The sequence below is a fragment of the Desulfoluna spongiiphila genome (assembly GCF_900101345.1).
In the GTDB taxonomy this organism is placed as follows: domain Bacteria; phylum Desulfobacterota; class Desulfobacteria; order Desulfobacterales; family Desulfolunaceae; genus Desulfoluna; species Desulfoluna spongiiphila.
In genome coordinates this window covers 226,245-240,359 of record NZ_FMUX01000004.1, presented here as the reverse complement: position 1 = coordinate 240,359, position 14,115 = coordinate 226,245, and the positions used below count along the sequence as shown (strand labels likewise).

Genomic DNA, 14,115 nt, shown 5'->3' with positions numbered 1-14,115 from the left:
CAGGTGATGCCAAAACGCTGCGGTGGTTATTTGCATAAAAACTCATTTTAGCGTTGGCGTTCTCTCGGAGATGGAAATATTGATATGATTTCGATTGCAAAGGCAGATGTGTCAGATGCTTTCCAAATTTGGAAAATCCAAAAATCCGCATTTGAAGGGCAAGCAAAAATCTACAATAATTACAAATTGCCACCATTGATTCAAACGTTGGAATCATTGAAAGATGAGTTCGAAGAAAAAGTGTTCTTAAAAGCTGAAATCGATAGCAAAATCGTAGGTTCTGTACGCTTCACGGTTGATGGTAATGAAATTGACATAGAACGTCTGATAGTGGATCCGAATTTTCAGAATCAGGGCGTTGGAACCATCTTGATGAAACGGGTTGAGCAAATTGCTGATAAAAAAGTTACCTTCAAATTATTTACGGGCATAAAAAGTAGTCGAAACATCCGTCTGTATGAAAAGCTGGGTTACACGATTTATACTCAATCAGAAACATCTCAGGGCGTTGAACTGCTTCATATGCAAAAAACATCTCGGTAACAATTGCTTGTTTGAGAGGGGCCAAACCGAATGGCATTGGAGTGCTCTTGGAAATGAGAGTATTCTACAGGTTCGGTAGGGGCTTCTGCACCATCACTTTATAGCTCAAGTATTCAAACCTTAAAAAAGGAATATATAATGGGGGATTTAAGAGAAGAGTACAACCAGATCAGTGATAATTTCTGGGAGTTGATCGATTGGCAAGGGGAACAGGGGGAACAATACCAAGCCCATTACAAGAAAACGTATGAGCCTGGCGTTCTGGACACGAAGACCAAGCGGCTGATGGCAATGGGTGCAGCCATAGTGATGGGGTGTAAGGGTTGTATTTTAGGACAGACACAAAAGGCTATTGATGCAGGGGCAACACGAGATGAGATCATGGAAACCTGCTCTGTTATGCTTTCTCTTGGTGGGACCATGGCAGGGTCAAAGATTTCCATTGTTATGGAGTTATTGAAAGAGATTGGTATGATAGATGCCGACAAAAAGTGAACAGGGAAAAGTGCTGTACATTTGGCTTATTTGCAGTATTTTGCGCTAAAAATGAGGAAATTCGGGTTTGTGAGATCATGTTTACGTATTTTTCCGGAAAAAGATCGCCCACAAACAATGTAATCGTCTTGTAACGCCCTTAGATCAGATACGTATGCCTGTCAGTCGAAGCATTCTGCGGTTTAACAAACTCAAGGGTGGGTTCTGTTCAGCAGGCGAATGGGCCCCGTTGAAACGGTTTACCCTAACCCGGATATTTCATGAAATAACGATCAGTCGAAAGCCATGATGGGTTGTAGATTGTTACTGTGGAATATCCGGGCTAAGAGGGCGGGCCAAAGTTTACATGCAATGGAACCGGCATACTCGTTATGTTTCCCAAAGGAGTTTACGATGGATGCTATAAGCTATATCATTACATTTGTGAGCTATGAGCTGATACTAAGCTTTTTCCCGTTTCCTTATGTATTGTTGCTAATTTTTCTGTTACCGATATTGGATAACTTACCAACTATAATCAATTTCGTATTAATCGTACCTGTTTTGGTATGGTATTTTTTTTGCTCATTTTGGCTTGCACACAACGCAACGATAAGAAGACTTACACATTATGGAGAATATTGGGCATCGTTCGGTGGGGCACTATCTGAAGGGAAAATGTACTTAGCCTTTATTCCTGTTATCGGTTTCCTCTTTGAATCAAATAAAGATGTTTTTACGCTAAACGAAGTGGATAGACATGACACATAAATTATGAAAAGGGAGCGCGCCTTGACGAACGGTCCGTCATGGCTCCTGATAGCACCTGTCCTCCCTTTTCTCCCACAGAACACAAAAGCCCCCGGCCATGATACGCCGGGGGCTTTTACGTTACCCTAATCTTTTTTATGGAAATACCGGGGCTTGATCATGTTCTCAGGGGAGAGGATGTCGTCCAGATCCTCTTTTTTCATATACCCCTTGGCAAGGACGATGTCGTACACTGACGTGCCGGAGGCAAGGGCCTCGTGGGCCACTTCTGTGGACTTTTCATAGCCGATATAGGGGTTCAAGGCCGTGACCAGGCCGATGCTGTTGCGGACGTAGTTGCGACAGACGTCCTCGTTGGCGGTTATGCCGTCGATACATCGGGTCGCCAGGGTTTCAAAGGCGTTGTGCAGGTACATGAGAGAGCTGAACAGGCTGTGGGCGATAACCGGTTCCATGACGTTGAGTTCCAGCTGACCGGCGCCGCAGGCCATGGTGACGGTCATGTCTGCACCAACCACGTAGAAACAGGCCTGATTGACCACCTCGGGAATGACGGGGTTGACTTTGCCCGGCATGATGGAAGACCCTGGGGCCATGGGGGGCAGGTTGATTTCGTTGAAACCGCAACGGGGACCGGAAGACATCAATCGCAGGTCATTGCAGATTTTGGAGACTTTTACCGCCACACGCTTAAGTACTCCGGAAAGCTGGACATACGCTCCGGTATCCTGGGTGGCTTCCACCAGGTTTTCGGCTTTGACCAGATTAATGCCCAGCAGGTTGGACAGTTTCTCCGTCACCAGATCCGCATACTCGGGATGGGCGTTCAAACCCGTGCCGATGGCGGTGGCCCCCATGTTGATCTCACGCACCAGGTCCGTGGTTTCCTGCAGGCGCATCATGTCTTCGCCGAGCATCACGGCGTATACGGAAAATTCCTGTCCCAACGTCATGGGCACGGCGTCCTGGAGCTGAGTACGCCCCATCTTGATGATGTCCTTGAACTCCTCGGCCTTTTTTTCAAAGGACTTTTTCAAAAACGCCATGGCCTCGATAAGCTGGCGTATTTTGGCAATCAAGGTGATACGCATGGCTGTGGGGTACACGTCATTGGTGGACTGGGACATGTTCACATCAATGTTCGGGTGCAGGAACTCGTACTCACCGCAGCGGTGGCCCATGCCTTCCAGGCCGAGGTTGGCGATGACCTCGTTGGCGCACATGTTGGTGGAGGTTCCTGCACCGCCCTGGATCACGTCGACCACAAACTGATCGTAGTATTTCCCTTCCAGGATCTTTTCACAGGCCAGTGTGATGTGTTTTGACTTGTCTTCTTCCAGCAACCCCAGCTCACAGTTGGCCTGGGCTGCGGCCATTTTGATATATGCCAGGGAGTCGATCAGCTGGGGATAATGGCTGATGGGAATGTTGCTGATTTTGTAGTTTTCAGCAGCTCTCAGGGTCTGGATGCCGTAATAGCATTCACAGGGGACTTCTCTTTCACCGATGCAATCATGCTCAAGACGATAACTTTTCACTGCATTTCCTTCTTACTATCACTGTGTTCCTGTTTCCCGGGGCCTACACCATACATGTACGCACATGTTGCTCTACCGGGGAACATATCAATAGGGTACAGGGTGGTTCCGTGTACTGGATCCCATTCACTTCATTTCTTTCCTTCAGCTAACAGAAACTGCCGCTTGAGAGAAGGGGGCAGGCATGCATATTTGATACGATCCTCTTTGGAATCGCCTCGCAGGGAACTAACATACTAAAATAGCATTGTTAATTTTTTTGCTTATTTTTAGAATGATTTGTTTTGGCTTTGCAGAAAAACAGACCGCTATGAATCGGCGATCAGCCTCTATAGGCATGGGTATCTCCCCGTCACACAGGCGGTTTGGCGGGATCGTATGGTGAGGGACCGTATTTTTTAATTCCCGGGTTTACCCCCACGGGAACTGACGCCGACGGCTTGGTGCCAATCGAACCCGTTCCTCTTCTGATGATTCAGCCATCGAAAATTGCGATCACAGCAGCCTGGGTGATCTGGATTTGCATGGTCACAATGCCACAGTGATGTGGGGGGAGAAAAAGTTTCAAGGAGGCGCGTGGACGGCATGTTGTCCATGAAGCGGTTTACGGAATGATATCCCTTGCGGCGATGTCCCAACCCTACGAGGGCCTTTTGGCTTTTGTTTTATCGAACCGGATGTTGAGCTTTTTTATTTTACTTCTCAGGGTGTTCGGTTTCATGCTCAGGAGTTTTGCAGCGCCATTGGGGCCTTCTATGCGCCCGCCTGTGCGTTTTAAAACCTTGACGATGTAGTGTGAAATCATGTCATCAAAGGGGATAATGTCATCATCGTTTTTATCCATAGGGATTTCCGTGGCGTTATGTGTGGCAGAGTTGATATGCAGGTTGTCAAAGGTGAGTGGGGTGTTGCGGTTTAGAATCAACGCTCTTTCTATGACATTCGAAAGTTCACGTACATTGCCGGGCCAGTCATAATCCATCAATTGGTCCATGGCCCGGGGGGCCAGTCTTTGAGGCGGGTAAAGATTTAAATCTTTGGCTTTTTTTTCGATAAAGTAATGGGCGAGGGCCGGGATATCCTCTTTTCTCTTCCTTAAAGGGGGAATGCGAATAGGGAAAACGTTTAGTCTGAAGTAGAGATCTTCACGAAATGTGCCGGATTTAATCAACTCATCCATATCTCGATGGGTTGCGGCAATAATACGTGTATCCACAGGAATTGTTCGGGTGCCTCCCAGGCGTTCAATCTCCTTGAACTGGATAGCCCGTAACAACCTGACCTGGGCAACCAGGGAGAGTTCGCCGACTTCATCTAAAAAAAGAGTGCCGGAGTCAGCGCGTTCGAATTTTCCTCTTTTTTGGGAAACAGCACCGGTAAATGCGCCTTTCTCATGGCCAAACAGCTCAGAGTCTATCAGATTTTCCGGTATAGCCCCGCAGTTGACCTTGACAACCGGTCCTTCGTGTCTTTTTGAAAACTGGTGGATAGCATTTGCAATGACATCTTTGCCTGTGCCTGTCTCTCCAAGAAGCATCACGGGACTTTCCACTTCAGCCACATGCCGGGCAAGGGTCATGACCTCTTTTAAGCCGGACTCCGCGCCTATGATTTTATCCCCTGAGATTTCCATCAGTTCAAGGTAGAGCCTCTGGGTCTCTTTCTTGAAATTTTCCGACCGGTTCTGTACGTCACGGTGCCTCAGTGCATTGGACATGGCCATCGAAAAGGGTTCCTTTACTGCTGAAAGAAGCTTTGCATGGTCTGCTGTGTAGGCATGTTGAGAAAAAGTGTACAGGGAAATTGTTGCAGGAAAACTGTCCTCAAAGTCCACCGGCAGGATAAGGTTGGATGCTTCCTTGAGGTTAAGGACTTTGGCAAAATCCTTACTGATGGGATTTATGCTCGGTGCATTGAAAATCAGGACATCGTCAATTTTTTTATTCTCTTTTTTTTCATAATACCTTTGCTCTTCTTCTATGGACTCCGGTGAGAACGGAATAAGAATGTCCTGAATTTCGACCCCTTCTTTTGTTACCCTGACAATACTGAGTGTGGCGCCGTTAGGTTCGGTAATATCGAATTGAAGACCATCTGCCGGGATGTATTTCCTGATATAATGAAAGCACTTAAAGAGCGCCTTTTCAAGGTCAAGGCTGCTGCAAAGGCTTAGCGTTACATTTCGGAAAAATCGGTGTTTATCAACCGTCATCTGAACCCCCTTCATGTGAACCAGACAAAATAACCACGATATTAAATAGTTTATCATGTAGCCACGAAATTTAGTAGCCGAAAGCCATTTAATATCGTTGTTTTGGGGTATTGGTGTTGATAATAGCTGTATTTACAGACCCTTATATTTTGGCATATCTTTTGAAACAATAGATATCAACTTTTAAACACAAGGGGAATCTTAAATGAATTCAGAAATAGTAAAAGAGAGCCTGAGGAAATTTTCAGAAGTCGTGTCTTTCAATTACCCTGCCATCGGCTGGTATTTTTCGCCTGAAGAGATAGACGATTCTTTTGTTTACCAGAAAGACCGCTGGGTATGCATGTTCATGTATCTGAAAATGGTTACGAAACAGGGAAAAAGAATCCGTTTTTCAGAGGATAACGGGAAGGCATGCACCGGTTCAACGGAGTATTTTGGTTTTGGAGAACTGGAAGATGACGGAGGTGTATTTTTAGCGGAAACCGAACGGTTTTTTAAGAATCTCGAGCTTTCAAAGGCATATACCCGTGAGTCGGCAACCCTTATTCAGCCGCCAAAAGAAAAATATCTGTACATGGAACAACTCGAAATGGTCGATAAAAACAGGGAAATTGAGGTTGTAAATATTTTTCCGGCGGATCTCACCAACCTGACAAAACTGGTCACCCTGTCAGGCTACGACAGCACGGCCAGTTTGATGGACAATGTGTTGATTCCCAATTGTTCAGGGTGTCAGTCTGTCTTTACACTTCCCTATAATGAAAAATTTCAAGAGCACCCCAGGAGTATCGTCGGGTTCATGGAGCCCATGGTCAGGAATTTTGTTCCTGAAGACATGGTGTCCTTTTCGTTGCCTTCCACTCGTTTTGTTGAAATGGCGAACAACATCGAAGGCAGCTTTCTTGATAAAAACTTCAGCAATCCTAAAGGGTTTTGATCTCTTTGTCGCCGGATCAAAGGTATACAGGCGTGATCAGGCATAAAAAAACCGATGCCCACGAGAGTGCGGGCATCGGTTTTTCGCGTTTTATCTGTATCGCTAACCCGGATCTTTCACGAGTCGAGTGTGCCCATATTCAAGGCATCAGAGCTGTAGATGTAGTGGCTTACCTCAAAGCTATGATAACGCAGAAGATGGGCGCACTCGGATCGCCCGAAGGGTGAGAAAAACGGGCCGAAGACGGTGAGTTACATTTTGTATTTATGAAATATCTAACTTTTTCTCATGAAATGTCCGGGCTAAAGAGCTGTGCGGCTTAAGCCGCCTCGCTCTCAGGCCTCTCACCGTTTTTGATGAGTCCCATCACATGTTCAGCCACGAGGTAGACACCCACGGCGGCCAGGACGCTGTTGACCGGGGCGATGCCGGGGATCACCCTGGCGGCTGCCACCCCTGCGGCCCAGGCCAGGATGGCGGTGGGGCGGATGGTTTCGAAGCGGGTTTTATCCAGGTGGCCGTAGAGGCGCTTTCGGACCATGAAGTAGTCTGCGATGAGGATGCCGCCGATGGAGGGGAGCATGGTGTTCAGAAAGGCGAGCCATCCCACAAAGTTGTTGTAGAGGTAAAGGGCGGCAAGGGTTCCCACCACACCGTTGGCCAGGACCACCCATTTTTTGGGCAGGCCGGTGATGTTGGAGAAACCGAGGCCTGAGGCATAAAGGGCGTTGTCGTTGGTGGTCCAGATGTTGAGGCCCAGGATCACCATGGCCCAGACGATCATGCCCTGTTTCAGGAGCACGTCGGAGATATCCGCCTGCTGGTAGAAGGCCGCTCCCACGGCGCCGAAGAGAAACATGAGGCTGTTGCCGAGGAAAAAAGCCATGACCGTGGTGGAGACGGCGGTTTTGGTGTTCTTGGAAAACCGCGTGAAGTCCGGGGTGAGGGTGCCGCCGCTGATGAAGGAGGCCACGCAGATGCCGATGGCGGTGAACAGGCCCATGGGCTCGGCAGGGACCATGGAAAACCAGGCGTCCAGGCCGCCGAAGTCGGTGAAGGCCTTGCCCACGGAGAAGCTGCCCAGGACGGCGATGGAAGGCACGGCAATGAAGCTTAAGATGGTCAGCGCCCGGATGCCGAACCAGGCCGTGGCCGTCATGACAAGGCCCGAGGCCAGGATGAGGGCGTGGATATTCCAGCCGGTGACCTTCTGGACGGGCAGGGCGAACATGGCAACCCCTACGCCGAACCATCCCACCTGGGTGATGGACAGGAGAAAGGAGGGGAGGTAAGAACCTTTTTCCCCAAAGGAGAATCGGGCAAGCAAGTGGGTGGAGAGACCGGTTTTGGCGGCGATGGCCGCAAGCAGGCCCGTGTAGCAGCCCAGAAGCAGGTTGCCGGTCATCACCGTGGCGATGAGCTGCCAGGCCGTCAGGCCGGTGCCGAGCTTTCCGCCGGACCACATGCTGGCGGAAAAAAAGGTAAAGCCGAGCATCACCACCAGCATGGGCCAGAACCCTTTGCGGTGGGAATCGGCGACATGGGTGAGGGCGAAATCAGCGTCTGTTGTGTGGTCTTTCTTCATCTGTTTCTCCTAAAATATGTACAAAAATCGTGCCTCTGGCGGGCAGGGGATAAATCCCCTGCACCCCGGGTTCGCAAATGCTCCGTGCCTTCGTTCCTCAGGTACGTCCCATTTGCTGACGTGCTTTGCCCGTGAAAAGCGGCTAAGAACCGAGTCCATCATACGTTGAGCTAAATGCATGCCTCCGGCGGGTCGTTTGTTGAAAAAAGCCCCGTAAAAACTTTTCGGCTGCAAACGAATCATCATGATGGGTGGAGGTTACCGTAAACGTCAGGCGCGCGTTTTATTATAAATACCTGTTTGTCAAACTTTTCAAAAGTTTGGCCCCCGGCAGGGCCGCCGGAGGCGTTTTTTTCTATCAAGCGTCCAATTGTGATATCTGCTTCCGGCAGATCCGTTTCAGGTCCACTTCAGAGAAACGGTTCGCGTCGAGTTCGGGGAAGCGCTCTTCGAGCAGCTCGGCAAAGCCCATGCCTTTTTCAGCCAGGGCCAGGGTTTCGCCCCAGTATTCCGTGAGGTCCGCGATGTACTCCGGGGTCCAGAAGGCACGGGATCCGGCGTCGTAGACGGCGCAGCGCTGGATGGGGTAGGAGGGCTCTTCGTACTGGGACTCGATGAACTCCGGTGCCATGAGGGCGCCCTTGCGCAGAAGGTCGGTGCCGGTGATCTTGATGGTGAGGGGCGTCTCTTCCGTGGGGACCACAAAACGGCCTTCCAGGTAGATGAGGGTGGTGCCTTCGTAGGAGGGAAACCGCTTGCGGCACATGGCGTCGGCAGCTTCCAGGATCTCCTCGGCGCGGGGCCCGCCGAAGGTGAAAAAGACGATGGAGCGCAAGGCGGTTCCCTGTTTTTCGGCTTCGGCCACCAGGGCCTTCATGGCGTGTTCCAGGCTGGTGCCGGTGGCCACCACATCGCCGATGACGATGCTGGCGGTTTTGGGCATGTAGACCTTGCTGTACTCGCTCTCCATGATGTGCCAGTTCTCGGGATCGCCGTCCACGCGGGCGCGCTGGGCGCTGATAAAGGAGCAGCCGTGGCGGTTCCAGCCAAAGGCGTCGGCCAGGGCTTCCCGGAGGCCGAAGTTCAGGCCGCCGCGCAGGATATCGAAGACAATGGTCTCGTCCTCGGTGAGGCAGGTTCGCTTTTCGGTATTCAGGATGGACAGGATGCGCGTGCAGGCGGTCTTGAGGCGCCGGGTGTAATCGACCCCCATGACTTTGGGATCGTTGGCGATGGCACGTGTTTCCGGGGTGGAGACAACAAGTCGGTTGACCGTTGACGGGGTATGATCATCAATGCGGTGAATGGCACATTCGGGTGTGTTGACGACGGGGTGCAGCATGGGCAGTTCTCCTTGGGCGTTGTACGATCCGCCATGGTCTGCCATGGCGGAGCCCGCCGCAGGGCGCTTGGTTAAGGCGACATGCGAACCGGTGACGCTGAAGGGCGTTTCCGCTGTGTGCGGCAAAGGGTGTTGCACGGTAAGGTTTTCTCCGGGCACAAAAAAACCCGCGCGATGACGGGTACCCCTTGCCGGTGCCGATAAAAGAGCACCATGCTGCGAGCTTACGCTTTTTAATCGGAGATTCCGTCGGTGTCAAGCCCTCTGTCCCAAAAGGAGGGTGAAAAAATGGACCGGGGCCTGACGCATGTGAGGGAAACCGTGCGGCCTGCACCTGTCTCCGGCGCTTTGGCCTGCAAGTTGTTGATGGTGCGGGATTTTTCATTTTCGGTGAAATATGGGGCCTGGTTTGTTACAGTGGCATTGGCGCAATGGCCCGGCGACCCTGCGGGGGCGGTTTTTATAAAGTTAACCTCAGAGGGCATTGTTTTTCCGGCCCCTTACACACACATCAACGATGGCCTGGCTTCTGTTTCTGGCAGGCAGGCCAGGTACCCTGGAAAGGAGAGGCTATGGACGGTTTCACCGAGATGCTTGTGGAGCGGGACGGTCGGGTTGTCACGGCGACCTTGAATCGCCCGGAGATTCGCAACGCCCTCACCGGCGGGGCCATGGTGGAGGAACTCTGCAGGCTGGTTGATGAGGTCAACAAAGATACCGGCGTCAGTGTTCTCGTGTTGACGGGAAGTGACCCGGCCTTTTCCTCCGGGGGCAACATCAAGGACATGGCCGGACGAAAAGGGATGTTTGCAGGGGATGGGCCGGAGCTGGTGGCCCGTTATAAGAGTCATGTCCAGCGAATCCCCCTTGCCATGGAGTCCCTTGAGATCCCCATCATCGCGGCCGTCAACGGCCCGGCCGTGGGGGCCGGTTTTGATTTGACCCTCATGTGCGACCTCCGCATCGCCTCGGAACGGGCGACCTTCGGGGAGACCTTCCTTAATGTGGGACTCATTCCCGGTGACGGAGGGGCCTGGCTCCTGCCACGGGCCCTGGGAATGGCCAAGGCCTGCGAGCTCGCCTTTACCGCAGAGGTCATCGATGCGCAGCGCGCCCTGGAGATGGGGCTGGTCTCCCGGGTGGTCCCCCACGGGGCGTTGATGGAGGAAGCAACTGCCCTGGCTGAAAAGATCGCGGCCAAGCCGCCCCGGGCCCTGCGCATGACCAAGCGGCTTCTCAAGATGGGGCAGCGCACGGAGCTTGCCGATTTTCTGGAAACCTGTGCCCTGATGCAGGCCCAGTGCCACGGCTCCGAGGACCACAAAGAGGCCCTTGCAGCCATTTTTGAAAAACGAGAGCCCCGCTTTACAGGAAAGTGACCATGGGAATCAACCTGATCAAAAGAGAATTTTTTTCGGTGTCCGGCCTGTTTCCGGACGGATTCCGGACCCCGCGCCTTGCCGTTTATCCCTTTGCCCCTTCGGATGTTGCAGGCATGGAGACGGGGTTTGACTCGCCGTCCGTCTGGAGGTTTTCACGGGGCATCGACTCGGCTGCGTCTGCCGGGGAGTGGCTGCTTTCCACCCTGGAAGATGCCACACAGGCGACCTTTACCGTTCGGATACGGGAGACCGACGAGCTGGCGGGGTTCTGCGTGCTGTTGCCTTTCGGTAAGGACCGTGTGGAGGCGGGGGGCTGGCTCTCTTCGCAGTTCTGGCGTCGGGGCCTGGGCCGTGAGCTTCTGGATGCGTTGACTCAGCACACCTCCGACGGAAAGGGCCATTGCCCCCTGGTGGCCGATGTGGACCCGGAGAACAAGGCGGCCTGCTGTCTTCTTGCCTCCGCAGGGTTTGTGGCCCGCGGAGGGCTCTGGACGGTCGATCCCGTTTCTGGGCGTGGGGCTATCGCCACCTGAATACCAGGTCGTAATCGGAGGTTGTTTCCACCGACGTGTTTGCGTCTTTGATAAAGACCTGCTTCTCATCAGACGCCGGGTAGGTGAGGTATTCCGAACACTTGGCAGACTGCCCGGTGCCTACGACGATTTTTGTTCCGGGTTTCAACCTGCCCACCACCAGTTTGTCCAGGGGGGACCACTGGTAGCAGATTTCACAATCCGAGCGATAGGCGGAGACCAACCCCATGGGCTTGCTAAAGGACCACCACTGACCCATTTTGCTGTGTGGGTTTGTGCTGTTCCACGCACGGTAGATGGTAATGTCTGAATTTTCTTTGGCCACATACACCTGGCCCCAGCACAGTTTGCCCTTGTCGGGCGCTCCCAGCGCAAGATCCAATAACACACTGTCATCCGCCTCTCTGAATTGGTCTTTAAATACTGCGGGAATTTCCGTATTTCCGAGACAATCCGGTGTTAAGGCTGTGGTGACGGTTTTGTTGTCCATGGAAGAACAGCCGAAAGCAAACAAGACAGAGAGTAAAAGAAGTGTTTTTTTCATCATGGGCACCTGTGGTTGGGGTGTTGTTATGCGGCGGGCCCGGCAGATGGAAGCCGGGCTTTGACGGGATGTTCCCGGGTAGAGTCCGCAAGGACGAATTCAATGGAGGGGCCTTATCCCGACAGCACGGTTTATTGAAGCATTGAATCTGAATACACGGACATCTCGGCTTCAAACGCTTCAAAGCGAAGGTCAAGGGAATGGACCAATGAGTCTTTATCTTCTTCAGGAAGAAATGAGTGGTGAATGCTGTTGTACACATACTCCTTAACCGTTTTGTAACTGGGCTTATATCGTGCCGCCAGCAATACGTACTCACCGGTCAAATTGTTTCTGGATACCCCGGAATCATCCGTGCAGATAACCATTGGGACGCCGTAGGCGGAATAGATAAGATAAGGGTGGGTATTGCCTTTCACGCCAAGGATAAATTCATTGCTTGTGAGGCAAATCTCCACGGCAGCGTTTTCTTTGATTTCCTGCAACAGGCCAATGGGGTCTTCTTCATAGGGTAAGTCCACGCCATGCCCGATCCTCTGGGCTTTGGCGACCCTTATTGCCTGAGAAATATGGAAGGTCAGATTTTTGGGGCGCACCATGCCAAGGGTAAGCTCTCCCGCATGCAGCGCCCTGTTAACATCCTGGAATTTCTTGTGTAAATATGCAAACATCTGCATGTGTAGATTATAATCAGCGATGGCAACCACACCGTTTTCAGGGCCGACGATGTTGACGCCCACAAGGAGATCGGACTGGTCAACGGCTTTAAATGCGGAATAAAGGCCTGAAAAGACAATGCTTGGTGAGCTGTTTCTTGATGTGTATGTTTGGTAACGCATCATAAAGTGTTCATCGTCGATGCCTTTGTGAGCAGCTTCCATTGTCTTGGTGAATGCGTCGATTTTCGTCTTAAACCCATCATCTGTATCTATTTTCGAAGACAGTTCATCCAGATGAGCCCAAACAGACTCGTGACTGGCATCCTTTCTGATCAGTTTATCAAAGGACGGATCCGGATATGAGTACCCCACAGACTTGAGCATGACCTCGATAAAGCTGACATTTTCTTTGATGGCCCGCTCTTTTAAAATCATCAGCCCTTTATTGTAATTCTGTGCGATGGGGCCAAAGTAACCGAAGGTATCGAAAAAATTCTGGTCAGGGGGAGGCTGTGAGTGGTCATGGTTCTGATAGTCTTTGTCTGACCAGCGTGTTAACAGGGTTCTGTAGAGCCCGGTGTCAGAACGTAATTCATCAACAGACATACTGGTGTCCGTCTTTACCTTGCTGATATGAAGTGTTTTTTTGTCTATCCAGTAACCGGCATCGGCAACCCAATCCAAATATGTCTCCGCATAAATACTTCCAGAATAATGATTGTGCAGGTCCCCACCCTTGGGCATTTTGGACATGAAAAGGGTGAGTTGAGCTGTGTTCGGGGTTTCGCCTTTGATCAGCTCGTCGTAAAGCAGCGCTGTTGTGCGCTCATTATCAATATCGGCATTTGATTTGATCTCGAAGGTCGAACATCCGACGATCGCCAACATTGCAACCATGATTGTGCATATTCTAAACTTCATGTCTCTCCCCAAATCATTACGACACATTCGTCACTACCGACGCTGGCATCCACAGGCACGATTTTATGCGATGGCCTGGACCTTATATCGGGAAACCCTCTGAACAGGAATACTACCGGCCAGAAAACGATTTAACATAAGTACTAACCTAAGACAAGGCTGGCCTGCATGGCGCTATCTGGGTGATACAGATCGAAAGGTAATCCGGGCAGGATTGTTTAAGGTGTCAGATTTATCGGTACAGGTTGCCTCCATGGTTCAACCAGCCCCACCTCATGGCGCCCGCTGGGGTCATGGGGCGTCCAGTGAACAACGCCACCTTTGCCGTTCCACTCGTATTGGACGAAGAAATTGATGTGGTCGCCGACCCGGAGCGCGTCAATGCGTGGGCCATCAGAGGTGTTTGACCGGAATCGAGGCGACCAATAACGCGTTGGTGCCTGCTCCCCTGGGTGTCGTGGGGTAAAATGGTGATCACTTTACCCGAGCCGCCGACCTGGATAGCACTGAGCTTTTTGTCCAATGCTCTCTGAAGGGCTTCATCGCTTGAAGACGCCTCGGATGAGAAGAGGGAAAAGAGGGGCTTGATGGAAGAAGGGATATTCACCCGAGTAAAAGCCCCCGTAGGCACCCAAACCGATAAGGGCAATAATCACTATTTTTTTCATGTC

12 protein-coding genes and 1 pseudogene are annotated in these 14,115 nt (G+C 51.4%); 6 read left to right on the top strand and 7 right to left on the bottom strand.

The annotated features are described in order from the left end of the window. Window positions 1–84 precede the first annotated feature (84 nt). The 3 genes from BLQ12_RS07825 (at window position 85) to BLQ12_RS07815 (ending at window position 1,788) form a co-directional block, all read left to right on the top strand. Window positions 85–543, top strand: a complete 459-nt coding sequence (locus BLQ12_RS07825) for a GNAT family N-acetyltransferase (protein ID WP_092209959.1) — start codon at window positions 85–87, stop codon at window positions 541–543. Window positions 544–681: 138 nt separating this feature from the next. Next, window positions 682–1,038 carry a carboxymuconolactone decarboxylase family protein gene (locus BLQ12_RS27960; protein ID WP_254782020.1) on the top strand — a complete coding sequence of 119 codons (357 nt, stop codon included), beginning with the start codon at window positions 682–684 and terminating at the stop codon, window positions 1,036–1,038. Window positions 1,039–1,431: 393 nt separating this feature from the next. Further along, the gene (locus BLQ12_RS07815) at window positions 1,432–1,788 is read left to right on the top strand and encodes a hypothetical protein (protein ID WP_092209958.1); all 357 of its coding nucleotides are present in this window, start codon (window positions 1,432–1,434) and stop codon (window positions 1,786–1,788) included. A 125-nt stretch (window positions 1,789–1,913) separates the two neighbouring features. Here the strand turns inward: BLQ12_RS07815 and aspA are convergent, their stop codons facing one another. Together aspA and BLQ12_RS07805 are read right to left on the bottom strand one after the other, a co-directional pair. Further along, window positions 1,914–3,326 (bottom strand): aspartate ammonia-lyase, encoded by a 1,413-nt coding sequence (gene aspA, locus BLQ12_RS07810; protein ID WP_092209956.1) that lies wholly within the window; start codon window positions 3,324–3,326, stop codon window positions 1,914–1,916. A gap of 640 nt (window positions 3,327–3,966) precedes the next feature. Then, the gene (locus tag BLQ12_RS07805; RefSeq protein WP_175469577.1) at window positions 3,967–5,538 is read right to left on the bottom strand and encodes a sigma-54 interaction domain-containing protein; all 1,572 of its coding nucleotides are present in this window, start codon (window positions 5,536–5,538) and stop codon (window positions 3,967–3,969) included. Between the two features lie 205 nt (window positions 5,539–5,743). Between BLQ12_RS07805 and BLQ12_RS07800 the strand changes: the two genes are divergently transcribed. Then, window positions 5,744–6,478 carry a DUF169 domain-containing protein gene (locus tag BLQ12_RS07800; protein ID WP_092209952.1) on the top strand — a complete coding sequence of 245 codons (735 nt, stop codon included), beginning with the start codon at window positions 5,744–5,746 and terminating at the stop codon, window positions 6,476–6,478. A gap of 319 nt (window positions 6,479–6,797) precedes the next feature. On the opposite strand, the gene codB is transcribed toward BLQ12_RS07800, so the two are convergent. Together codB and BLQ12_RS07785 are read right to left on the bottom strand one after the other, a co-directional pair. Continuing rightward, on the bottom strand, window positions 6,798–8,063 hold the full coding sequence (codB, locus tag BLQ12_RS07790; protein ID WP_092209949.1) for a cytosine permease: 1,266 nt from the start codon (window positions 8,061–8,063) through the stop codon (window positions 6,798–6,800). Between the two features lie 358 nt (window positions 8,064–8,421). Further along, window positions 8,422–9,543, bottom strand: a complete 1,122-nt coding sequence (locus BLQ12_RS07785) for a type I phosphoribosyltransferase (RefSeq protein ID WP_139163900.1) — start codon at window positions 9,541–9,543, stop codon at window positions 8,422–8,424. 434 nt (window positions 9,544–9,977) lie between these two features. On the opposite strand from BLQ12_RS07785, the gene BLQ12_RS07775 reads away from it, so the two are divergent. Next, complete coding sequence (locus tag BLQ12_RS07775) at window positions 9,978–10,784, top strand: crotonase/enoyl-CoA hydratase family protein (protein WP_092209945.1); 807 nt, start codon at window positions 9,978–9,980, stop codon at window positions 10,782–10,784. Window positions 10,785–10,786: 2 nt separating this feature from the next. Continuing rightward, window positions 10,787–11,320 carry a GNAT family N-acetyltransferase gene (locus tag BLQ12_RS07770; protein WP_092209943.1) on the top strand — a complete coding sequence of 178 codons (534 nt, stop codon included), beginning with the start codon at window positions 10,787–10,789 and terminating at the stop codon, window positions 11,318–11,320. On the opposite strand, the gene BLQ12_RS07765 is transcribed toward BLQ12_RS07770, so the two are convergent. The 3 genes and pseudogenes from BLQ12_RS07765 to BLQ12_RS28305 form a co-directional block, all read right to left on the bottom strand. Beyond that, window positions 11,307–11,867 (bottom strand): hypothetical protein, encoded by a 561-nt coding sequence (locus tag BLQ12_RS07765; protein WP_217640259.1) that lies wholly within the window; start codon window positions 11,865–11,867, stop codon window positions 11,307–11,309. The two genes, BLQ12_RS07770 and BLQ12_RS07765, sit on opposite strands and share 14 nt — an antisense overlap. A gap of 128 nt (window positions 11,868–11,995) precedes the next feature. After that, window positions 11,996–13,444 (bottom strand): amidohydrolase family protein, encoded by a 1,449-nt coding sequence (locus BLQ12_RS07760; protein ID WP_092209939.1) that lies wholly within the window; start codon window positions 13,442–13,444, stop codon window positions 11,996–11,998. A 218-nt stretch (window positions 13,445–13,662) separates the two neighbouring features. Continuing rightward, window positions 13,663–14,051 (bottom strand): annotated as a pseudogene (locus BLQ12_RS28305) (DUF3465 domain-containing protein). Window positions 14,052–14,115: the final 64 nt, after the last annotated feature.

Coding starts and splice junctions, on each gene's coding strand:
- BLQ12_RS07825 (WP_092209959.1), top strand. CDS start 85: ATGATTTCGATTGCAAAGGCAGATGTGTCAGATGCTTTCCAAATTTGG.
- BLQ12_RS27960 (WP_254782020.1), top strand. CDS start 682: ATGGGGGATTTAAGAGAAGAGTACAACCAGATCAGTGATAATTTCTGG.
- BLQ12_RS07815 (WP_092209958.1), top strand. CDS start 1,432: ATGGATGCTATAAGCTATATCATTACATTTGTGAGCTATGAGCTGATA.
- BLQ12_RS07805 (WP_175469577.1), bottom strand. CDS start 5,538: ATGACGGTTGATAAACACCGATTTTTCCGAAATGTAACGCTAAGCCTT.
- BLQ12_RS07800 (WP_092209952.1), top strand. CDS start 5,744: ATGAATTCAGAAATAGTAAAAGAGAGCCTGAGGAAATTTTCAGAAGTC.
- codB (WP_092209949.1), bottom strand. CDS start 8,063: ATGAAGAAAGACCACACAACAGACGCTGATTTCGCCCTCACCCATGTC.
- BLQ12_RS07775 (WP_092209945.1), top strand. CDS start 9,978: ATGGACGGTTTCACCGAGATGCTTGTGGAGCGGGACGGTCGGGTTGTC.
- BLQ12_RS07770 (WP_092209943.1), top strand. CDS start 10,787: ATGGGAATCAACCTGATCAAAAGAGAATTTTTTTCGGTGTCCGGCCTG.
- BLQ12_RS07765 (WP_217640259.1), bottom strand. CDS start 11,867: ATGATGAAAAAAACACTTCTTTTACTCTCTGTCTTGTTTGCTTTCGGC.
- BLQ12_RS07760 (WP_092209939.1), bottom strand. CDS start 13,444: ATGAAGTTTAGAATATGCACAATCATGGTTGCAATGTTGGCGATCGTC.